This window comes from Pseudomonas sp. NFR09, assembly GCF_900111535.1.
Classification (GTDB): domain Bacteria; phylum Pseudomonadota; class Gammaproteobacteria; order Pseudomonadales; family Pseudomonadaceae; genus Aquipseudomonas; species Aquipseudomonas extremorientalis.
This window is the reverse complement of the sequence record NZ_FOIH01000013.1, coordinates 175,066-199,018: the sequence shown is the minus strand read 5'-3', so window position 1 is coordinate 199,018 and position 23,953 is coordinate 175,066. Positions and strand designations below refer to the sequence as shown.

At 60.3% G+C, this 23,953-nt stretch carries 11 protein-coding genes; all 11 read right to left on the bottom strand.

The window, feature by feature from the left end; all coding sequences use genetic code 11:
- Window positions 1–145 precede the first annotated feature (145 nt).
- The gene (locus BMX59_RS25890; RefSeq protein WP_093127354.1) at window positions 146–1,660 is read right to left on the bottom strand and encodes an FAD/NAD(P)-binding protein; all 1,515 of its coding nucleotides are present in this window, start codon (window positions 1,658–1,660) and stop codon (window positions 146–148) included.
- Window positions 1,661–4,630, bottom strand: coding sequence for an AMP-binding protein (locus tag BMX59_RS25885; protein ID WP_093127351.1), 2,970 nt, complete (start codon window positions 4,628–4,630; stop codon window positions 1,661–1,663). It abuts the gene before it with no gap.
- Window positions 4,627–5,694: a TauD/TfdA family dioxygenase gene (locus BMX59_RS25880; RefSeq protein WP_093127348.1), complete on the bottom strand. Its 1,068-nt coding sequence runs from the start codon at window positions 5,692–5,694 to the stop codon at window positions 4,627–4,629. The genes BMX59_RS25885 and BMX59_RS25880 overlap by 4 nt, the downstream gene beginning before the upstream one ends.
- The gene (locus BMX59_RS25875) at window positions 5,687–7,309 is read right to left on the bottom strand and encodes a condensation domain-containing protein (RefSeq protein WP_093127345.1); all 1,623 of its coding nucleotides are present in this window, start codon (window positions 7,307–7,309) and stop codon (window positions 5,687–5,689) included. The genes BMX59_RS25880 and BMX59_RS25875 overlap by 8 nt, the downstream gene beginning before the upstream one ends.
- Window positions 7,299–11,972 carry a beta-ketoacyl synthase N-terminal-like domain-containing protein gene (locus tag BMX59_RS25870; protein WP_093127341.1) on the bottom strand — a complete coding sequence of 1,558 codons (4,674 nt, stop codon included), beginning with the start codon at window positions 11,970–11,972 and terminating at the stop codon, window positions 7,299–7,301. The genes BMX59_RS25875 and BMX59_RS25870 overlap by 11 nt, the downstream gene beginning before the upstream one ends.
- Window positions 11,950–15,279: an AMP-binding protein gene (locus tag BMX59_RS25865; protein ID WP_256573000.1), complete on the bottom strand. Its 3,330-nt coding sequence runs from the start codon at window positions 15,277–15,279 to the stop codon at window positions 11,950–11,952. The genes BMX59_RS25870 and BMX59_RS25865 overlap by 23 nt, the downstream gene beginning before the upstream one ends.
- Window positions 15,266–20,242, bottom strand: coding sequence for a non-ribosomal peptide synthetase (locus BMX59_RS25860; RefSeq protein WP_175486712.1), 4,977 nt, complete (start codon window positions 20,240–20,242; stop codon window positions 15,266–15,268). Before BMX59_RS25860 ends, BMX59_RS25865 begins: the two co-directional genes overlap by 14 nt.
- Window positions 20,243–20,356: 114 nt before the next feature.
- On the bottom strand, window positions 20,357–21,352 hold the full coding sequence (locus BMX59_RS25855; RefSeq protein WP_175486711.1) for a TauD/TfdA family dioxygenase: 996 nt from the start codon (window positions 21,350–21,352) through the stop codon (window positions 20,357–20,359).
- Entirely contained in the window at window positions 21,339–22,280 is a 942-nt protein-coding gene (locus tag BMX59_RS25850) for an aspartyl/asparaginyl beta-hydroxylase domain-containing protein (protein WP_054097933.1), read from the bottom strand. Before BMX59_RS25850 ends, BMX59_RS25855 begins: the two co-directional genes overlap by 14 nt.
- Window positions 22,281–22,339: 59 nt before the next feature.
- Window positions 22,340–23,089, bottom strand: coding sequence for a thioesterase II family protein (locus BMX59_RS25845; RefSeq protein WP_093127323.1), 750 nt, complete (start codon window positions 23,087–23,089; stop codon window positions 22,340–22,342).
- Complete coding sequence (locus tag BMX59_RS25840) at window positions 23,076–23,951, bottom strand: class I SAM-dependent methyltransferase (RefSeq protein ID WP_093127318.1); 876 nt, start codon at window positions 23,949–23,951, stop codon at window positions 23,076–23,078. The genes BMX59_RS25845 and BMX59_RS25840 overlap by 14 nt, the downstream gene beginning before the upstream one ends.
- Between the last annotated feature and the right edge of the window lie 2 nt (window positions 23,952–23,953).

The window sequence follows — 23,953 nt, the reverse complement described above, 5'->3', positions numbered from 1 at the left end:
GCCCTGCGTCGAACCACGACGCCGGAAAAAAGACACTGTTCTGCTTCCCGGGGAGAAGGAACTTGATGTTCGACTGCATTGCATTCTCGCTTGGCTGTTCAGTTCCATTGAGCTGCGCCCTCTCGTGATTCCGAGAGCGACGCAATCAATCCTTGATGTTCAACACCACTAGTCGTTCGACGATACGCTCGGCATCGCGTGCGATATGACCCACGCTTTGTGCATCCGGAAAAGTGCCGATCAACAGCGGCCCCATCGCAAACAGGCGACCGGCGCCCGCCTCCAAGGACGCTCGTGCCGGCAACATCTCGCAGGTGCGCGCATTCACGCGCACTCCACCCAATTCGACCGATCTGCCCGCGTCATGGGCATACACCCCGCACGCCAAGCCGCTATCGTACAACTGCCGTAGCAAAGGCGAGGCGCTATGGGCAAGCCGCGTGTCAGACCCGGCGGCCGCTACGACAAAATCAAACTCACCGACGTGCCTGCTCCTCCCGCTTTCATCCGCCAGACTGAGGCTATGCACACGGCGTTCGTTGCTGTAATCGAGCTGATAGCCCGCAGGCGCAGCCAGGGTGCAAAGTACTCCGCGGTCAAACAGAGCGTCCAGGCGCAGCGCATTTTCACGCGCCATCGGCATAGCGGCCCGGTAGTAACGCGAACGTATCGACAGGAAGCGGAGTTTGTCCCGATCAGTGAAGTCAGCGAAGGCTTCGCTCAACAGCGGCAACCCACCGAAAAGCGCGGTTTGCCATGCAATCACAGCGCCTCCGGCTGTTTCCTGAAGATCCCGCTTCAAGCGTTCTGCGGATTCGCCGGCACAGAGCCGGCGTAACTCTGCTTCCAGCGAGGTCTCTGGCACTGCCTCTGTGCCGCCCTCAAAAGCGACCTGCAGAATCATCCGCTCGATCTCATCCAGGCCAAACCTGTTGCCAGCGCATCGTTGCAGAACCGTATCAGACAGCACACGCCGGCTGAGCGTATCAACATCCAGCGCGGGCGGCGGCGCGCCCCACACCTTGGGTAACTCACCGCTGCCAGAGAGCACGCTCATGCGCAATCGGGCCGGGTCCGTACCGAAATTCGCATCCAGACCGGCCACTACGTCAACGGCCGTCAGATAGCTGCCCAACACCAAGACATCGGCCCTCCCCGTCGCCACACGCGCCTGAACACGCTCGCACAGCGTACGGAACGGCCACGGGCGCAGGTGCGCCTGGCCGACGAAACGTTGTTCGGCAAAGGCGCTATGCCCGATTGCCAGAACCACATGCCGGGCCTGGTACAGGGCGCCTTTGTCACTGCGCAGGGTCCAGCCCTGGCCGGCGCGCTCAACCGAGCTGATAAGGGTTGCGCTCCTGCTTGTGACGCTAACCCCCAGGCTGACGAGAAAGGCGACGATCTGCTCGAACCGCTTCAGTTCGCCCCGACCGACCTCCGCCCTCCGCGAAGGTGTGGCAAGACTCGACACGTGAACGTCACTGACATTGTCCGGGCACCAGGCCAGTCCGGTGCCCCATCCGTGTCCCTGCTCATAGATCCCGATAGTCAACGTGGAAGGGAGTCGTCCCGCCACGACCGCATGGGCTATGCCCAACAGCAGATACTTGGCTGACTGGCCTCCTCCGACGATAGCCAGGCTTTCGAACATATCCATTCAGCTATCAGGCTTCAATTGCATATCGATATGAGCTGCCAGAGCGGCAATACTCGGCGCATCGATCACACTGCCAAGAGACAGGCTGATGCCAAATTTCTCGCGCAGGGCCACAATCAGGCGACTGAATGAAAGTGAATGACCACCATTCATGAAGAAGTTGTCATGTACACCTACCTGCTCGACGTCCAGCACCGAGCACCAGCATTGTGCCACGCCAACCTCTGTCGGGGTCCTGGGCGCCACGTATGTGGACTCCAGTTGCGCCTGTGCGATTGCCGCCAGCGCGCGGCGGTCGACCTTGCCATGCGCATCCAGCGCCAAGGTGTCGAGAACAATGATCCTGGCCGGGCACATGCTCATGGGCAAGCGCAGCCGCAATGCAGCGTTCAAGGCGTCGACACTGAAATGGTTGGCCGACACCGGGACGACACAGGCCACCAGGCTCACCGCAGGCTCGCGCAGTTGTATCAGTGTGGCGTCCCTCACAGATCGCTCGGCTTTGATAGCCGCGAGGACTTCAGCGCTGTCGATACGCACACCATTGATCTTCAACTGATCGTCCCGACGCGCGACAAACTCGATGTTACCATTCGGCAGGCGGCGTGACAGATCGCCTGTCACATACATCCGCGCACCCGGCCGATGGCTGAACGGGTCCGGCACAAACGCATGGGCGGTAGCGCCTGGAGCCCCCACCAGGCCCCTGGCCAGACCCGCTCCGCCAATACACAACATGCCGCAGCTACCCAGAGGCACCGGCCGAAGTGCGCGATCAACAACGTAGAAGACGTACCCATCCAAGGGCTCGCCGATCGGCACTGTACGGGGATACGCGTCTCGGGCGGCACGAAACAGGCTGGCATTGATACAGGTCTCGGCAGGGCCGTAAGCATTGACCAATGTCCCGCCTCGCTCCACCACCGCCGCAACCAGCGACCCATCCAGCGGTTCTCCCCCGACAAGCACATGCGCCGGTTTAGCCAACGCGTCGGCGCCGCCCACCCGCAGGCAGCGCGCGAGCAGGCTTGGCGTCATCTGCACGATGCTGATCGGGCGTTGCTCGAGCGCAGCGATAATCGCCCGCTCCGAAGAAGCTTCCAGGGGGCCCATCACGAGCAGCCGCGCACCGGCACAAAATGCGAACATCCACTCCCATAGCGAAGCATCGAAGGTCGCGGTGGTACGTCCCAACACAATCGCACCGGGTTCGAGGGGTAACTGCCGAGTCAATGCGGCCAACTGGTTGGCCAGCGCACGGTGCGAGACAGCAACGGCACGCGGCTCCCCGCTGGTGCCGGAGGTAAAGATAACGTAGGCCAGCAGGTCGGGATGCAGTGGCGGGCGCAGCTGCGACGGTGCGCACGCTGTCATGGGCATGCCATGCGTGCGCAGGCCTCCATCGGGGTCGACGATCACCCGGACCCCCGTGCGCTCGATAATCTGCTGCATACGTGCTTGCGGCAGGTTTTCACCCAGCGCGACAAAGTGTGCCCCCAGGCGCCATACCGCCAGTGCGGCGACCAGATAGCGCAGCGGATCAGACACCGTTAACCCAACACATTGCTCAATGCCAACACCGCATTGCTCCAGCGTGCGCACCTGTTCTTCGACAAGCAACCCCAGCTCACGGTAAGTCCATGAGCGTGCTCCATACTCAATGGCAATGGTTTGGGCATGCTGATCGATGACCTCATTGATACGTTCAGGCACCGACTGCGGCGCGGTCTCGTCACTACCGCCAACCTGCGTAACGCTGGATTGCTCCGCGAGTGCATCAGGGGCTTTCAATTGCCCGACCGACGCCATCACATCGTCGCTCGCCCGCATCAACGTTCTGTGCAATTGGCCGAGTAAGAAATCCAGCGTGGCTTGCGAATAGCACGCCGCATCGGCACAAAGCGCAAGCGCCGGCTGCGGCCCCCGCACGAAAATTGCTTCGAGGCAACTCGACGGGGCGAACGAAGGGTGCAGATGCTCACGGCAGCTTGTGTCCTGGCCATCGAAATGTTGCAGGGTGCGCGTGGAAAACCGCGCGCCGAGACGGTCGGCATCGATCGAGAGATGCTGCTCGAAGAAACACTCCTTCCACTCCCCGCCCTCCTCCAGCTGTTTATCGACATGCTTGGCCAGGCTGGCAAAAGGGCTGCTATCTGCGACGTTGAACGTCATCGGCAATTCAAAACCCAGCCGCCCGAGCAGGTCGCCGAATCCCTCGTCAGCACTATCTGCAACCACCACGACCAGATCCTTGGTTTCCTCTGGGAGAAGGCGCTCCAGCACGACCAGCCAACTACTCAGCACCAACGCATCAATGGATACCCGCAGTCGTGCGGCAATCGACTCCAGGCGCTGTGCAAAGATCGGTTCCAGGCTTAGCGTGCTGAAAGAGGCTCTCCAGGGTGCGACTGTCTCCAGGCGCTCGCCGATGCGCAGGTCACACAGCGGACGAAAAGATAATGCCATCCGTGTCCAAAACTGTTTGCCGAACTGCGCCTCCGGGCTGGCCATCAGTTCGCGTTGCCACTGTACATAATCCAGATAGCTGGACTGCTCATCCGCCCCTTTCACCACACCCTGGCCGCATTCAAGCACCCGGTGCACAAAACGGGACAAGCCGTCAGCATCAAATACCCAAGGACGCGCAACCGCTATCAGCCACGCCGCGCCGTTGATCGATACCTGCGTCAACGCACAGGGACAGTCACCCTGGCGCAGCACTTGCACTATGCGCTCACACGCGCGATCGAGGCTGGATGCCTGGGCCATGTCGACGGGGCAGCGTTGCTCCATGCCCGGTAACGGAATATTGGCCTCAAGTAGCAGATCGCCAGCCCACTGACGCAGTTTCTCAACGGGAATTTCATTTGATAGAGAGAACGTGCTGCAGATGACTTCTGCACGGCCTTCGCTGAAGGAACCACGGCCATAGGCCTGAAGTTGCGGCAACGAAAGAGAAGAAAGGCTCATGGATGTTCTTCCTGAACAAGTAACGAATTATGCAGTTGTGCCCATTCAACGCGGTCAAGTTGAGCAAAATAAAGGGTTCTCACTCCTTCGTATGGAGTGCGGCCATGAGCTACGCAAAGGTTATCGACCAAGAGCACATCACCAGCCTGCCATTCAACTGACAGTGTATTGGCCTCATAAGCCTGCCCGATCGCCGCGAGCGTGTCGAGCGCAATAGGCGTTCCATCGGCATGACAGGTGTCATTGACCAGCAGGTCCGCACCGGCATCCGTAAGCAGCGCTTGCCGAGCGTGTTCCGGCAGATTCGAATGGTGAAAGAAATACAGGTGGTTGATCCAACTGGCCTTGCCGGTGCGGGGATGGATACCCACACATGGCCGCGTCTGTGTGGTCGTCAGCACGTCATTGCTTTTCCATTCGAGTGAGATTCCATCACTCAAAGCCATCGCTTCGACGCTCGCCCGGTCATTCGCGCCAAACGCTTGCCTCCAGGACATGCCGAAGTTCGGATGGTAGGTACGCATCAGACGATAGCCGTGGCCGGCGAATGAGGCCTTGACGGGTTCGGGTAGCGCCCGCCATACCGCTCGGCCATCAGCAAGCAAGGTCGCTCCCCCGGTATGAGAAGGTTGACCGCAATAAAACAGCAACTTTGCCGGCATCGTTTTCTGATAGGAGCATTCGTTGTGAAAGGCGATGGGGTATCGCCCCGGGTATTCGGTCGCGGTATACACGTTGCCAGCGATGTGACTGCGTGGAGAGGTCTCCTCTCGACTTTCACAGGCGCCGTGGCCGACCCACTGGCCCAGCAGTTCGAGTTCGCGTGCGCCCCCCACTTCGAAGCCGCGAAACAACAGGGCACCACGCTCATCGAGCAGGGCATTGATGTGTGCACAATGACGTCGGAAAACCTCTGCCAACCGGGTCCCTGACTTAACCGGAGTGAACGTCGACATGAACGGTCTCTCGTCACCAACGTGCAGCACAAGATCCTTCCAGGTGTCCGCCGTCGCGGCCGTAGCGGCCCCGGCAGTCCGCGAGAAACGCTTCTTCCATTCATGCATTGTCGTTTTCCCCGTTTACATGCGATGGACGATGCCGTTTCAACCTGGCAAAAGCACTCCGACGCCCGTCATTGTCCTGCTGCTGACGAGCCTGGACTGCGGCAATAAACTGGCTGCAGGAGGTATTGGACGAGACGACAGCGAGCCCTGCAAGCTGCAAGTATGACGATTGGAAGTCACTGGCCAGCGCCTCGGTATGAGGCAAGGCGCGATAGGCCACACTCATTCGCAGGCTCGAATGTATTTCGCTCAGGTAGCAGACAAAAGGAACATCGTGCTCCTGTTCATTGTGAACATGGTTCGCCACGACCGAACACCCCGGCAGAGAAAAGGTGGCATGGGCATTGTTATGGAAGCCGAACAGGTAACCGAAACACGACACCCCTGCCGCAGTACCCTGCGCCTCGATCTCATGATGCGCCAGCCATTTGTGCGCCAAAGCACCACGCAGGGTTCTTCCGACTTGCGCAACCATCGACTCGAACGATGACTGGGGCTCGACTCCCTGAACGATGGGTACGCGGTTGACAAACAGCCCGACGGTGCGTTCGAACTCTGCCTCATCGCGCATCGAAGCATCCACGCCGATGCATTCGGCACCTGGCGCATTATTGGCTTCCAACAGCAAGCGAAATAGCGCAAACATCGTCGAATATAACGATTCGCCACAGCGCTGTGACAGTGCCCGCAACTCGACCAGAAGTGACGCTTGCAGCACAAAGTCGAACGAGCGCATGGGGTGTTCTGCCAAGGTGACAGGTTCCAGCGCCTGGCCAGGACGATCAGCCGCAGCCGCAAATCGTGCCGCGCGACTGAGTTCATCTCGCCACCACTTGCGCAATGACCCACGCCCATCACGGGCGATGGCCGCTTGTTCATAAGCCGCGAACGCCGGATAGCCCAGGGTGCCGGTTTCCTGTACCAGACGCTTGCCAGTATGCAGGGCAAGGTAGTCGCGGCAAAACTCATCAACAATGATTGCGAAAGAGGTCCCGTCACTGGCGATGTGGTGTCTTCGCAGCGTCAACAACACATGCTCTTTGCCCAGCATCAATAGCTCCACGTCAAGCAATGGCCCCGCAGCCAGGTCGAAGGTGCGCCTCGCCTGATTGGCCGCGACACGCCGCAGCAAGACCGATGGGTCATCCACCAAGTGCGCAGGTCCCCGCTCTACCACTGCTTCGAAATGCCGCACGGAATGAACCACCTGCCGGACCGATGGGTAGCCCTCCTCGATGAATCCCGTGCGCAAGGCGACATGGCGCTCGACCAGTGCATTGAGCACTTCTGTGACGATGGCGTGGTCCAGGCGGCCCTTGATCAGCACACAGCTGGTGAGTCCGAACCGCGTGGTATCGGGCCGAGCCCGCTCCACGGCCCAGATTTCCTCCTGGGCGCTGGAAAGCGGGACGGCGATAGAACCGGTGGCTCCGTCCATCCGTACGCCGAGCAACTGACGCAGGTCACTTTTATGTCGAACCAGTCCTTCGAGCAAATCACTGCCCAGGCGCTCTCCGCGGCCCTTGACCTGCAGCCCGTCCTGCTGGGGCAGGATGCGTCCGCCCTGCCGATACAACTCGACGAGCAGTGAGAACGCCGGGGATTCAGAGCCCAATGCTGACCTCCGAGGCCGAGGGTTTCTCGGCAAGTTTCCTATCGATGTACGCCACGAACCCACCAAAAGTCAGGGTATCGAGCAGCGTCGAAAGTGATAGGTCGACCCCGTAGGCCTGCTTCACAAGCGCGGCCAGACGCAGTGCCAGGAGCGAATCCCCGCCCGCTGTGTAAAAGTTGTCCTCCATGCTTTGAACACAAACGCCTAGCAGCTCTTCCCAGATCTGCGCCAGAACACGGGGGGTGCCTTGTACCGCGAAAGACGGCACCTGCGTTTGACGCGGCGACTGCACGGCAGCGCTTAATTGCAATGTGTCCAGATAGCGCCCGTAATCGGCATGCGTCGCGCGTTTCTGGTAATCCATGAGTGTTTGCAGATCCTGGGCACACACGACAATTTCATCGTGCTCCGATGCCAGGGCCCTGAGCAACAGATCGACACCTTGGCGTGCCGACAGGCTTTGCAGCCAATGGGAATCGCCCCAGGTATCGGACTCGCTGTCGCGCCTGTCGGTGTTCAACGCGTAGCGTGCCTGGAATTCGAGTTGTGCGTAGGCCCACATGCCGTCAGCCTGCCAATCGGTCCAGTTGATACACATAAACCGGCATGCAGCATCGCCGCCTTCACGCGCATGAGCATTCAAGTAACCGTTACCGATTACGTAGCCGGCTTCGCCGAATTTTGCTTTGTGCAGGACTGTACCGATGGACGAGAAGTTGACATGAAAGCGCGGGGCGAGGCCGGCAAAAGCCTCGGTCACGTGAGACACACCGTGGGTCTTGGTGCGTACCGATTGCTCGAGCGCCGCGAACGAACGATTCCTCAATACGCCCTGACGATCGACCTCCCCTGCCAGGTAGAGCACACCGTCAACGTTGCCATGGCGTTCACCAATGCTCCGGGCAGCAGCGAACACTGCGTCGCGCTCATTGGCATCGGCGTGTTCGAGTTGCAGGGACATCGCCCGGCCTTGGATCGTGGCGAGCTGTTGGCGAATAAGCGCCTGCTTTTCGTTGTCCTCGGTAGCGGGAAGGTCGAGCCAGTTGGCGCGATGGACGATGACCAGATGCAGCTCGAAGCGACTGACCAATGCCTGGGCGATTGACAGGCCGAGGCCGCCCAGGCCGCCCACAAGGACGACCACGGCTCCATTCAGGTCGGGCTCGGTGCCAGGAAGGTCAACGCGTTCATGGTAGGGCTGCCAGAGATGACGACCACGAATGGCTAGCGTATCGCCATCATGCGCGGCCGTACAGGCGGCGACAAACTGCTGCGGCAATCTGCCCTGCAGCGGAAGCTCGACATGGCGCAGATGAAACTGCGGATACTCCAGCTCAATCATTCGCATCATGTCTTGGGCCAGGCTTGCCTGTGCCTGCACGCGCTCGTCACCGGCGACTCTGTAAAGGCCGCGGGAGATGAGCAACCACTCGACAGCGGCCTCGCCTTGGAGTTGATCAAGGGCCTTGGCTGCCCAGTGTAGTGTACCCAGCGAAGTGACTAGTGCATCGCCCTGCTCGCAACCCAGCACCGGCGCATCCCAGGCATATACCACCCGGTCGATCTTGCCGTGGCGGTGCAGGCACGCCTGGATCGCGGCCCGCACATCCGCTTCGGCGCCCGGCACAGCGGCCCGATCATCAGGATACACCGGGTCAAGGCCTGCACGTACGATGCCCATGACCGTTACAGCATTCTCGCCGGCCAGGCTGTCGATTCCCGCACGAAGCATCGCATCATCGACAAATGCAAGCACCACCTCACCCGCGCGCCAAGGCTGAGGGCACAGGCCTGTGACGCGGCGCCAAGCTGGCACATAAGTGTGCTCCGTGCTCCGCGACTTCGGCGTGGCAAACCAGAGCAGCGATTCGGCCTTCTCGTCGAGTCGCCCGACCAGGGCATGTTCACTGCATGCCGACGCCAGCAGATGCCGGTAAGCTTCGATCGACAATAACGGGCCGTGCACCCGCTGATCTTCGTAGCGCCACCATTCTGGAAGCATGCCCCAGATCAACTGAGTCGACAGCCGCGGATCAACCGTGTCGATCTGGCACATTACGCCCTGTTCGTTAATGACGTCGCCAAGGTTATCCAAGGCAACGTGCAAATCTGCGGCTACATGGAGAACGTTAAACCCGATCAGCGCATCGAAATGGCCGATGGGCAATCCTTGGGTGGCCGGGCGGCGATCAATATCGAAGCGCGCGAAATGCAGATGGCTGGAGGTCGACGTAACGGTGCCTTCCAGCCGCTCGCGCGCCTTGGCGACAAGCCGCTCATCGGCATCGGTTACCCAATACTCCATGATGTGTTCGCTGCCTGTGGCGACGAGCAGGTGCTCAGTCAGGGCAATATGTCCGCAACCGATCTCAAGTACGCGCAACGGCCGATCCAGCTGGGCTGCGAACTGGCGCAGAAAACTGTCGATCTGGTTGAACTGATCAGCGAGCACCGCACTGCGCTGCGCATCACAGGCAATAGCGGCTGCGATCGCGTCATGGCCTTGGTTGGCCAATACTTCCAGAACGGGGCGTCCCTGGCAGACAATCGATTCGCGCTGACGCGCCAATTCGGCGAGCAACTTCACCAATGGCGTGTAGACAGGCCAGCGCTCACAGATGCTGGCAGCCAGTTGCGAAGAATGTGGCAAGTCCGTCAGGCCTGTTGGCCTCAGAGCCGTTTGTTCGGGCGTGAACAAACTGCGCGATAGCAGCACGTCGATGAGGTATTCGCCAAAACGTGCGTATGCGGGCGCCAGCCCGAACTGCTCAAGCACTTGGACACGCTCTAACGGTTGACGAGCACTCAAGTCAATGGCGCGGTCGGCGAGAAAATCTCGCACCAGGGCAATACAGTAGTCTTCCAACGCCGCGTGCACGGTCCGGTCCTGCTCCCGTGAAGGCGCCTCAGGGACTGCCATCAATGCCCTGCGCCACACCGGTACGCTAAGCGCTGCCCGCGCCTCCATTCGACACAGCGTGCGGCGATAAGGGTAAGCCGGCAAATGCAAACGAAGTGCTGTTACTGGGAACCGGTCACGCAGGTCCACCGGTTCATTGGCGAGCCAGGCGCTGATCATGGAGTCCGCCTCATCGATCGCAAGGCTCGCTGCAAGGCCTTGCTCGAGTTGTGCCAGCAGCTCGTCGAGGTCTCGACAGAGGAACGCCACGCGGCAGGCATAAGGTTTTCTGCCAACACACAGCGTGTAGGCCAGGTCCGTCAGGTCAGGACTTTCGGCGAGGACGTACGCATGCAGGGCACTGATCACATCCTCCAGCACATCCGTGCGATGCGCACTGAGCAGGATAGGTACGGGCTGGTTCCCCTGGCTCTGCAGCCGCATACGCTGCGGCGCGGGTTCAAGCACGACGAATACATTCGTGCCACCCATGCCGAGCGAGTTGACGCCGACATAGCCGGTGCCGGCCCCCTCAAACAATGATCCGCCTTGCGACTCGACGCGAAAGGGCGAGGTCTGCCAAGGCACCAGTGGATGGCCCTGAGTGAAGCCTATCTGCGGCGGTCGCTTACGCTCTGACACGCATAAGGCAGCCTTGATCACACTGGCGACGCCGCTGGCACTGTCAAGGTGACCGATATTGGCCTTGACGGAGCCCAGCGCACAGTATGCGCCATCACCGCCTGACGGTCCGAAGGCCCGATGCAGCGCATCAAGCTCAATGGGATCTCCCAGCGCGGTGCCGGTGGCATGGGCCTCTATGTAAGCAAAGTCTTTCGGATCGGCCTGGGCCGTGGCCAGCGCCAGACGGATCGTTTCGACCTGGCCTTCAACGGAAGGCGCTGCATAGCCAACCTTCCGCCGGCCATCGTTGCCACATGCACTGCCGGCGATAGCGCAATAGATGGAATGGTTATCGCGCACGGCTTCGTCAAGGCGCCTGAGCACAACCACACCCACCCCGCTTCCACCGATGGTTCCCGTGGCATCAGCCGAAAACGGCCGGCAGTGACCGTCCTGGGAATACACACCGCCCTCTCGGTAAACGTGTCCCTGGCGTTGTGGAAAGATAATGGATGAACCGCCGACAAGCGCTACATCGCACTGGTAGGTAGCCAGCGCAAGGCATGCGAAATGGAGCGCCGCGGCCGAGCTGGAGCAGCCGCTGCCGACACTGACGGCTGCCCCGGTCAGCCCCAGGCGAAACGCGATGGTTGTGGCGATATGGTCCTTGTCATTACCCAACAAAGCCCCCAGGCCGTCCATGTTTTCTTCGAGCACGTGCTCCAGCAGGTAGGTGCTCATACTCGCGGAAAAGAACACGCCTACCTTGCCCTCATGGGGCGCCATGCCGCCACACCCCGCATCCTCGAGTGCTTCGTGAGCGCATTGCAGCGCAATGCGCAGCTGCGGATCGAGCCTGCGGGCTTCCCCCGGGGTGTAACCGAACAGCTCATGGTCAAATTCATCCACGCCCGGCATGACGGCCTCGGCCCCAACGAACGCGTCGCGGTCCATGTCACCTGGAGCGAAACGGCTGCGGGCACGCTCAGTTGCCTCGAAGCGCTCTACCGACTCAACGCCATCCAGCAGGTTCGACCAGTAGCGGTGCACATCCTCGGCACCGGGAAAGCGGCACGACAGGCCAACTATTGCGGCCTTGCCCAGCCACTGCTCATCTTCAAACTGATTTATCGTTTCCATACTTAACCTTGTGGCGACGCAGGGCCGTCTTGTAATTTTTCACGCTGGAGGAAGGCATATCGTGCCGGATGGAACGAGAAGACTGATCGAGTCGACCCGCGAGTTGCTCCACGGTCGTGTAGTTGAACAGGTCGACCACACTCAGCGGCTCGGCACTGTTACCCGGCAGCCGATCAAAAAGCGCCAGCAGCAGCAACGAATTACCACCGGCTTCAAAAAAGTTGGTGCGGATATCGAAACGGGTATGTCCCAGGACCTCTGCCCATAACCCCATCAACAGGGTTTGAGTCGCGCCTGCAGGCTGCAGTCCGGTCAATGGTTGGGCGGCGAGATGCGCAAGCCTGGCACGCAATGCCGTCACATCGAGTTTTCCGGCAGGCGTTCTTTGGAGGGCGGGGCTCAACACGAAACGCTGCGGCGTCATCGCACGCGGCAAGCGCTCATAGCAGTGCCGGCGCAGGTCATGCTCCTGCACTGACGCGATGTCCGCTTCGACGAAAGCAACCAGTTGAGCATCGTCTTGCCCCATGCAGACGCATGCTGCGGTAACGAGAGGATGGTCGAGCAGCACCCGTTCGACTTCCTCCGGTTCCAACCTTACGCCCATATTTTTGAGCTGACGGTCCCGACGCCCGACGTAGTGCAATATCCCGTGTCCATCGACGAATACCAGGTCGCCGGTCAGGTACATCCGGCCTGCTGCGTGCGCAGTGAAAGGATCAGGTACAAAACGCGCCGCCGTCAGGGCCGGCATGCCCAGGTATTCCCGAGCGATGTGCCCGCCGATGGCCAACTCGCCCAGTGCGCCATTGGGCAACAGCGTCCAGTCATCACGCAACACGTAACAGGCCAGGCCATCGCGAGGCACGCCGATGGGTACAGGCCCGCCCGCCGCAATCTTGTGGATACTTGTGTAGACCACCGCCTCCGTAGGCCCGTACAGGTTCCAGACTTGAGCATGCGGCACTTGGGCTGCCAGTAGTGTGGCCAACGCCGGCGAGAAGGCCTCACCGGCGACAAACAGATGCGTCGCAGCCTTCAAGGAAATACCCGCGGCAAGGGCCGATCTCAGTACCGACGGCACGGCGGCTATTGCGCCCGTTGCCGATGCACGCAACCGCTCCAGGTAGGTCTGCCCCGCGTCGATATGCAACGGGCAACCCGTCACCAGTGGAGCAAACACTTCGAATAGCGAGACATCGAACGATGCATGTGTGAGGACGTTGAACGCCGCGAGCTCATTGAACGCGAAGGCTGCGCTCGCCCATTCGACAAACCGGGAAAAAGCGCGATGAGACACGCTCACGCCCTTAGGCTCACCGCTGGAGCCAGACGTATACATGACATAGGCGAGCGAATCGACATGCAGCGTCGGGCAGTGCTCGAGTGGTGCAGGATCGACGCCGTCCCACGCCAGCTCATCAGGCAGCATGACCGGCACGCCAACGGCACATTCAATTCCCGGCCTTGCGAGTGCCGGATCACACACGATGAGCAGATCGATGCCATCGCGCTGACAGATCATCACGACACGCTGCTCAGGCATGTCCGCGTCAAACGGCACCACACACGCGCCCGCACGCATCACCCCAAGCAGGGTGGCAATCATCCGCGCCGAAAGACGGCCCCATACCGCCACACAGGCTCCACGGTTTACGACACTCGCAGGCAGGCCAACGCTGATGTGGTTGACCAACCCCGCCAACTGCCTGTAACTGAAGTACTGGGCACCGGTTACGGCAGCAGCATCGGGGTTGCGCAACACGGTCTCGTCAAACCACTGCAGCACATTGCCCTCGCGTGCTGCCAAGGCCACAGGCATTTGCGCCTGGCGGCGAACTGTGGCCGCTTCGACTAATCGCTCGCAAATCGAAGTGTCTTGCGCACATAGCGGGAGCAAGGAGGCATACTCATCCAGCATCTGCCGCGCAATTGCTGCTTCCAATGAAGCGGGCCGATATTCAAAAGCCAGTTGCAAGACGCCCTCACTGCGCGCCGCACAGACCAGCAAATTAGTCTTGGCCTCTCGATTGCGCAGGCTCATGGAGACGCCTTGCACGTTTCCCAACGACAGATTCATGGCCGGGCCGGCCATTACAAACAATGTCCCCGGCAACTCAGTACGCACGCCGCCCTTGCGCGCCGAGTGTTCGGCCAAGATATGCTCCATCGGTGGGTATTCAGGGGAGAACGCGTCATTAACCTGGCGGGTAATGCTTGCACACAGGCTGGAGAATGTGCGATCAGGCCCGACCGTGCTGGATATGATCGCCAACTGCTGGACAGGTCCCACGACATTCATGAAGCGCTCGTCCAAGCGTGCAGTCACTGGCGTCACAAGCCCGGTGTTGCGCGAACGGGAGTAACGCGCTTGTAGCATCACGAAAGCGGACAACAGGAAAACGAACTCGGAAACCTTCATTGCACGCGCCGCATTGGCGACAGCCGTACTCGCGGCAGGCGTCAGGTCCAGCCTCGCAAGTGCCGTACGGTTGTCGCCGGCTTGCGAATGCGGACGCGACGGCGTACTCGTCTCGCCTGTGGCCAGCTCGAGCCGCTCTACGCATTTATCCAGCAGCGGTGACCGCTCGCGCGTTTGCAGGTGTTCCCACTGGACGTAATCCCGATAAGCAACCGGCGCCGGCAACGCCTCGGCACCTGCGCTATAAAGCACAACGAATTCCTGCAGCAGTTGAGCGCTGGACCACTCATCACAGATCAGGTGATGAAGGACCCACAACAGGTAGCAGCTGCCATCGCGTGCCGTCACCAAGCGGACGCGGAACATCGCAGAGCGTGCCACATCCAACGGCCTGGCCGACTCCTCCTCAATCCAGCTGCGGATCGCGACGGACAGGTCTTGACCCGGCAGGCAGATGACGGACAGCGCGGCAAAGTCCACCTCTGCCTGCGCCGAAACCACACTCACCAGATACTTGCCGAAACGCACGAAGCCCTGCCTCAGAACTTCGTGGCGCTTGACCAGAGTGCTCACGCATTCAAGCACCCGGCCCGCCTCCAGCGCACCGTCCATGCGCCAGGCGAGCGGCACCAGATAGTTGTCGCCCTCCCCACCCATAGCGTGCGCAGCATAGATGCGCTGCTGCGCACGGGAGGGCGGCGCGAGCCGGTCCCCCTGAGCAAGACGTTCGACAAGGGCACCGCGGACCTGAGCTGCGCGGGCCTTGAGTTCATCACTCAACGCCCCGACAGGGCCGGCATAACGCAACCGCCCTCCCTCACTCCACAGCTCAAGCCCCGCAGCAACCAGATCTCCGGCAACCTCAGTGGCGTTACAGTACGCCACTTTCAAGTTCTTCCTTAGGCTTGTCGTCGGCGCGCGAAGCTGCATGCGACTCCAGTGCCAGGGCGAGGCCTGCAATGGTGTCCATTGAAGCGAGCAGCGTACGAACCGGAATGTCGACGTCGAGCGTGCTGCGTACCTTTGCGGCAACACGCAGGGCCGCCAGCGACTCGCCCCCCAATGCCATGAAGTCGTCGTAAATACCGACGCGTTCGACATTGAGCGCGGCTTGCCAGATATCCGCCAGCATCGCCTGCAGGGGCGATTGCGGCGCGGCAGATACAGCACCGGCTGCAGCCTCCATCGCCGAGTGTTCAAGCGAAGCCAGATCGACCTTGCCAGTGCTCGAGACCGGTACCGCGTCAACGAATACGAACTGTGCGGGCAGCATGTACTTGGGCAGGTTCTGCTTGCAGAACGCCTTGAGTTGATCGACCGACAGTTCCTCTGCGCTATTGCGGCGAACCACATACGCGACCAGCTGCTTGATGCCATTCACCGGTTTGACCACCACGACAGCCCGGTGCAGTTGAGGGTGAGTGGCTAGCACGTGCTCGATTTCCCCGGGCTCAACCCGGAAACCCTGGACCTTCACCAACCGGTCACGCCGCGTCAGAAATTCCACGTTGCCTTCAAGATCGATGCGAACCAGGTCGCCGGTACGGTACATCCTGGCCCCTGGCACTTGGCTGAACGGGTCAGGCAGGTACACCGCTGCTGTCTGTGCCGGTGCGCCCAGATAGCCTTGGGCGACACCGGCGCCGCCGATGTATAGCTCACCCGGAACCCCTACCGCCAGCGGATGCATGCGCTCATCGAGCACGTAGAGCTGCGCTCCGGCAATAGCGCGACCGATGGGCATCGTCGACATGTCGCGATAGGACTGGCCACGCCACACGCTCGCCCAGACAGTCGCCTCGGTAGGTCCGTACTCATTGAACACGGTAACCCCCGCAATGGCTGCGGCACGCGCATAGGTGTCGCACGACAGGGCTTCACCGGCCGAGATGATCTGGCGCAGCTTCAGCGTGACGAAATCGTCCGCGGCCAACAGCGTGTCAAGCAACGAAGGCGTGCACAGCGTCATGGTTACGTTTGTCGTGCGCAGGAACCGGACCAACTCCACCAGGTCAAGCAGGGTATCCTCATCCGGGATGACCAGTGTCGACCCGCCCACCAGCGCGCCGAAGATGACGCCAACCGCACTGTCGAACGCCGGGGAAGACAGCAGCGCACAACGGTCATCGTGCCCCAGCCCGTAATAGGCCACTCGCTCGCGTGTAGAGCTGTCGAGGTTAGCGTGAGACACCACCGTCGCTTTAGGTGTACCGGTGGAACCGGACGTGAAGATCACGTAGGCGGCGCTATGGCCTGATACAGCTACGTCCACCACTGCGTCGCCGCCGGCGACCGCCGCATCCGAATAGCGCACAAAGCGAATATCGCCTTCAATGCCCGGCACAATCTGCGTATGGACCGCGTCGTCACAGACCACTGTCCCACCGGTTTGTGCAATAGCAGCCGACAGGCGCGCTACCGGTTGCTCGGTGTTAAGCGGCACATAGGCGGCGCCAGCCTTGAGGATCGCCAGCATGGCAACGATTGCAGGAATGCCTCGGGACATCAGCAACCCAACCATGTCTCCTGGGCGCACTTGCTCTTCAAGTACAAGCCGGGCGGCGAAGCGCGTGGCCATGGCATCCAACTCAGCAAAGCTGATGTTCGACTGTCCACTGACGATTGCCACTTGCTCGGGCGAACGTCGCGCATGCTCCCTGATCCGCTTCACGACGGATTCAAATGCCGGCTGTTTGAGCGCCGGTGCAGCGTTGTTCGAGGCCAGTACGCAATCCAGCTGTTGCTGAGGCAGGAAGGACTGCGCATGGTAGTTGGCCGTTGGATCAGCCACCATCGCCGACAACACGGCCAGATAGAAGTCGCCAGCGACGTCCATCACCGCTTTGTCATAACGCAACTTATCGTACTCGAGGCGTACGCGCAGGTCCTTGTCGAAAGGCGTCAGAAACGCATTGACACAGAAGGGGAATGTTGACTCCGCATAGACCTTGAGGCCCAGCATCTTGAGGTTCGGCCACTGCTCCAACGCATCGGTAACGTGGTAATGGTTGAAGAAGAACAGCGTCTCCGACAGCGGCTCGCTGCCGTGCTGGCGCTTGACCTCCGCCATAGGGTAACGCCGATGAGCCAATACCTCATGCTCACTGTTCAGGGTATCGAGGATCAAATCGCTCCAACTGCCTCCGGGCAGGCTCATGCGGAACGCCAGGCTGTTGACGAAAAGGCCGATCACCGCATGACTGTCGCGGTTCTCGGGCCGCCCATTGGATACGGTATAAGACATTACATCGTCTACCCCGCCGAGCAGGCTCATTACTTTCATGTGCGCGGCCAGCAGTACGGACTTGAGCGGCACGGCCAGTTGATTGGCCAGGCGCTTGAGGTCATTGGACAACTCGACGCTGATGGGCACCTCGAACTTGATAATCTCGCGCTGGCCCAGGTCCGCACGTGGCGCCACGAAGCTTGGCAGACGCATGACCGAGACGTCACGCATCCTCTCGTTCCAGAATTCCCGGTAGCTGTCATCGCTGACTGCTTGCTGTTCGAGCAAGATCGAATCGCGGAACGTAGAACGAAGCTCAGGCAGTTCAAATGCCTCCCCGTTGACCCGAGCCATATAGCGATTGACCAGCTCGGTCACCATCAAGGCATCACTCCAGCCGTCGATGATTTCGTGGTGGAAACTGTAGCTGAGCTGGCAACTGCCCTCCGAGAAATGGTGCAACATGAAACGGATTAGCGGGTACTGTTCGATTTCGAAGCCGCGCTTTTTTTCATCTTCAAGCCAAGCATCCACATAATCCTGGTGTGTCTGCGGATCAACGTCCCTGAGATCCAGGTACCCAAACTCCGGCTCGCTGGCTTTGTGGACCAGTTGGAGGGGCCGGCTGAAGTGAGTCAGGTCGAACGAGGTGCGCAGCAGCGGATGACGCGCAACCAATTCCTCGACAGCGGTGCGCATTGCCGCGACATCCACGGGCATTTCTACGTGATACGAGCAGATAGCATGGTAAACCGCTGACTTTGCGGCGAACTCGCGGTGGTAGATCATGCCTTCCTGCAGGAGATTGAGCGGATAGGCATCCTCCACATCGTCCGGCACCACCGCCCTGTCCTTTTCCGACACCAGGTAGAACGGTTCGGACATCGGCACGTCGATCGGCGTCGCCGCCTCGCGCACGGCCTTGGCCAGTGCACGGACCGTCGGGTTCAGGTGCAATGTCGCGATAGAGAAGCGCACACCACGCTGGTAAGCCATCGAGGTCACTTCGATACTGCGCAGCGAATCGCCACCCAACGCGAAATAATTGTCATCCAGAGCGATGCCTTCGTGTTGCAGCACACGCTGCCAGACGGCGATAAGCGTTTCTTCGACACTATCGATATGGCCATCGGCTGCTGCCGGCGCCTGCACCACCTCAAGCTCGGCCAGCGCACGACGGTCGATCTTGTCGTGGGCCGTCACGGGCAAAGCGGGCAAGGCAACTATGCGCGAAGGTCGCATGTACTCAGGCAGCACGTTGGCCAAGTGCCGAGCAACCGCCACCTCGACGTCCGCGGCCTGGGTCTCGACAAAGAGCGTCAGGGTCGAACTGGAGCCAGCGTGCGTTACCACTGCCGCTGCATGACGGACTTGGCCGACCTCCAGAGCCAGGGTCTCGATCTCGGCCAGTTCAATCCGATAGCCGTTGAGTTTGACCTGCATGTCAGTACGCCCGAAGTATACGAACGTACCGTCCTCACGCTGTGCGCCAAGATCGCCCGTCTTGTAGCACAGGCCGTCGGCCCAATGGACGGACTTGAGTTTTTGCGCGGATAGCTGCGGGTTGCCCAGGTAGCCGGCCATGACACCTGTACCGGCGATCAGAATCTCTCCGCGGGCCCCGACAGCTGCCAACTCGCCCTGTTCGTCAACCACATAGAGGGTCATCCCATCGATCGGCGTACCGATCGCCATGGTTTCGCCATTAGCCGAGGCTGCACCGGTCCATTGTTGAACACAGCATCCGACTGTTGCCTCCGTCGGGCCGTATTCGTTGTAGAGACGGCCATTAGGGAACAACCGCTCAAGGGCGACGCAATCGCGTACGAACAACTCTTCTCCGCCGATCACAAACACGTGCGCGACCGTGCTCAAGCGGCCCTGTGCATCGAACCAGTCAACGATGGCACGTACGTGCGTCGGCGTTACCTTTACAACAAAGGGTTCACGGCTATCCGCCAGGCGATTTAACAGCGACTCCAACGCCGACTCGTTTGGCAGGATATCGACACAGCCGCCAGATGCGAGCGGCACAAGGAAGCTGGTGATCGACAAATCGAAAGTCGCCGCCGTATGCCAGAACGCCTGATAGGTGCCGTCGGTTGCATAAGTCTTGGCGGCCCAGGACAGATAGTTGGCCAGGCCGCGACCAGTGATCTGCACACCATTAGGCTCCCCAGTGGTACCGGAGGTATGCAGCACGTAGGCGATCTCATCGCCGGAGCCATAACCATTGGCCGGTGCCGGCGCCCCCTGTCCGTCTTCACATAACTCCTGCAGTGACAGAGCAGGCCAGTCGATCCCCGGTAACGTGGTCCGCCCGGAGGTGATGACCAGCGCCGGCGCACAGCGGGCAAGCATGCGCTGCAGACGCACAAGAGGCGACGCAGGGTCGACTGGCACATAGGCCGCTCCCACCCTCAGGACCGCCAGGGTTGCCACCACAAAGTCGATGCTGCGCGGCATAAAAAGCACAACATGACTGCCGGGGCTTACGCCTTTTGCTATCAGCCCGCCACTGGCGATGCACACACGCTCATCCAGCTCACGGTAGGAAATAACGCGCGCATCCTCGCGCAACGCGACCGCATCGGGTACACGCCTTACTTGCTCATCGAACATAGAGAGGGCCGAGAGAGTAGGTGCTTGGTGATGATCCATAATCATTTTCTTCGTTCCGTTCGTAAGTTGGTTTGGGCGGGGCCGGCTCGCCTCCTCGCCGCTGCGAGACCGGGTTTAAGCAAGCATTTTTACATAGTGTTTGCGCAGTCCCGTGTAGGCATCACGGCCATGCGCAGTCACCAGGTTGTCGATGAGCAATACATCGCCTGGCTGCAGCAGAACTCGATAAAGCGCCTGTTCATAAGCGCCTTTGAGCAGTGAATAAGTGGCGGGTTCTATCGCGCAACCATCGCCATAGAGGGTCTGAAACGGATAGATATCCTGGCCGAACAGATGGGCGAAAGCGCTGCGCGTCGCCTGCGGCAGCGACATCGCGTTGAAAAACACACCATGGTTGAACCACACTGACTGGTTGGTCTGCGGATGAGTTGTGGACCAGCTCGATGTACGCTGCACGACAAGCTGGTCGCCCTCGTGGTACCACTGATAACCGCGCTCCTGGAGCACGCTGGCCAACTGTTCTTCGTCGCGAACGCCAAACGCCTGCTGCCAGGAATAACCGATGCCGTCGATGAAACGACGCTTGTACAGCAAGCCTCGGCGGTCGCAGTCTGCGCTCAGTTCCTGCGGTATGCCCGCGTACACGCGGCGGGTGTCGGCGAGAATCATTGCTCCCCCTTGAGGTGCGGGGCGCTCGCAGTGAAATGCAAGGAATTGAGGCCAGCAAGAGGCGTAGGCGTTTTCGTTGTGCAGGAAAATCGGTTCACGGGCGGGATACTCCGTCGCGGTATACACGTGTTCCCCCACTTGTGTGCGTGGCGTGCTGCGCTCTTCATATTCCAGGGACACACCGGTGAAAGCGGTCATCGCATCGGCGAACTGTTCGGCCCCCTCAACCGCAAAGCCACGAAAGAGCACCGCCCCTTCATACCTGGCCCACTCACTCAGCTCGGCACTCCCGTTACCTAATACATCGCGTAGAAGCATGTTCGGCAAAGTGGCCCGCACCAGCAGCGTCGAGGCTGTATCGTCAAGTCTCTCAAGCAAGACACCCAACGGCAGCATGGATTGGCAAGCGCTCAACCTGGCATTTGAATCAGCAACCGACATCTTGCCGACCTCGCGCATCCTTGGTGATAAGAAGGCGCTCCGAAGCGTCTAGCTCGACCTTCTGCGCCCCTAGCTCATTCATATAGCGACGCAGCTTGGCGCCCAGGAACGCGTCTGGAAGCAGCCGCGGCTCACCACTTTGTTCTTCAAGATGAATTCCCGACAGGTGAGCCTCGCGGAGCAATTCAGCCACCCTCCCCTGAATCCCGGCGCCGGCGCCCGTGACCGATGAAGGTGGGGCCTGCGGATGAAGAAAGTCGACAATCAGCACAATCCTGTCCTCATCACTGAGGTTCCACACTTCGTGCTCGAACGAATCGTCGAACACAATGCATTTACCTGCCTGCCAGCGCACTGATTCCGAGCCCACCCGCATGACCGCATCGGATGGCGTCTTGATGCCCATGTGCAGGCGCAATCGACCGTTGGTTTCACCACAGTGCGCAACAATGTGAGTGCCCGGGACTATCCGGGACAACATGACCACGCCAGCGCCCAGTATTTCTGGGGCCAGTGCATTGAGGACAGCAAAGGTCGCGGGCAGATGACGTGCGGCACGCTCCGAGCGTACACCCGCCTCAAAGAAGACCAACTCCTGCCACTGTCCGCCGGTTTCCACCAGTGGTTCTTCAACGTCTGAAAAATCCTGGTAGCCGATCTTCACAGCCGCAAGCACTTCGTCGACGATGACCTGACCATGGGTTTCAAGGTGGCGAGCCAGCTCGAAATCTTCGGCACGATAGAGTGCTGGGCCGGCAATGCTCTTGATATAACGGTTGGGGCGTTGCAACGCGCTGGGAAAGTAGCCTAACTCCGCCATTACCTGGGCCAGTCGTCGTGCCGCTGTCCAATCGGCACAGGCAGCCATCTGCCCGATCAGTTCGTTAGCGCGAGCACGCAAGCGTTCTTGTGTACCGTCTATATTCATCCCTTGCTCCAATGCTGCCTCTCGATGCGCACCCTGCGGGCCACTTCCGTTTGCTGTGTTCACCAGCCTCCAGCGGTGGCGAACCTTTTTACGACGTCCAGTGTCTGGGCCGCACTTTCACGGTGAAAGAAGTGACCTCCGGCCACTTCATGCACATACAAACGCCCACGCGTGTGCTCTCGCCAACGCATCGCTCCTTCCCGGTCATGGTCTTCATCGAAGCTGCCGAACAGTGCAACGACGGGACAATCCAACGGCACTTGCACCACGGCAGGGGTATAACGATTGAACAACGTGAAGTCCGCGGCGATCACCGGCATGAAGTGTTGAATGAAGTCCTGGTCCTGCATGACAGCATCATTCACTCCACCCAAACGGCGGACCGCGTCCATCAGGCCGGCCTCGTCATTAAAGCGCGTCTTCTCCTTGCATACAGCCGATGGCGCGTAGGCGCCGCCGGCGAACAGGATTCTTGGCCCAGGCAAACCCGCTCGCTGCAGTCCGCTGGCAACTTCGTAGGCCAATAACCCACCCAAGCTATGCCCATAAAAAATGAACGGCGTATCATCCCAACCGGCCAGCACCGCTATGATCTCGTCGACCAAGGGTTGCCAGGCGGTGACAGGCGCCTGGTTTATGCGCTGCTCGCGCCCGGGCAATTGGACCCCGTAGATACCCACCCATGAGGGCAAGTGATTGCTCCAGGCGTGGTAGATCGATGCGCCCGCCCCAGCGTGAGGAAAGCACACCAGGCGCACCCGCTCATCACCACCACGCGCAAGAGACCGTATACAGTCAGCAGCCGACATTCAGTGACCCTCCAGACAGCGGCAACGTGTGAGGCGAATCTGCCGTGGCACACAAGAGCGGATAACGCGTACCCAGCGCAAGACGTCCGTCCTTGCTATGGACCCCGCCTGAATCAGGCCCTTCACGGCTGTCGAAGACGATATCCGTACAGGCCCGGTAGAATGAAGCCTCAGACAGGCCGGCTGCGCTGAGCGTATCGCTTTGTCTTTGCCAGGCATTGCGCAGCAACGCGACAACGTCGCTTTCATAGCCAGGCTCATTAACCACAGACACGCCGGTGAAACCGGCTTCATGCAACCAGCTCACCAACCTGTCAGGTTCTACCCAGAAGCGCGCCTCGCTGCCCGTCGCATCGGCACACAGTCCGGCAATCCGGTTGCGAAGCGAGCACGCCATTGTGTCGCCCGTCTCATATTGCAACGCGAACACGCCGTCCGCAGCCAAATGTCGGCGGGCATTAGCCAGCATCGCTTGCTGCACGGGCGCACTGTTGTAATGCAACACCAGCCGCATCAGGACAATATCTGCAGGCTTACCTGAGTAGCCGGCAATTTCACCCACTACCGCATCGACCCCGCGAGCAAGCGCACGGGCCACAAAGCCAGGGTTCGCATCGACAACCAAGGCATCGCATTCAATGCCACGCCTTGCCAACGCATTTATACACCGATCGAGCAGCAACCCTTGTCCACCGCCGAAGTCGATGACGCGCAACCGCTCACGCTCTGCGGGTAGGTTCGGCAGCACAGCCGCCTGCACAAACTGGTCAGCATCGAGCACTGAACCAAAAAACGGATGGCAGGTTTCCAGATCGACCCGACCAGCGATGTCATCCGACGTGCCTGGTATCGCAAAGGCCATGC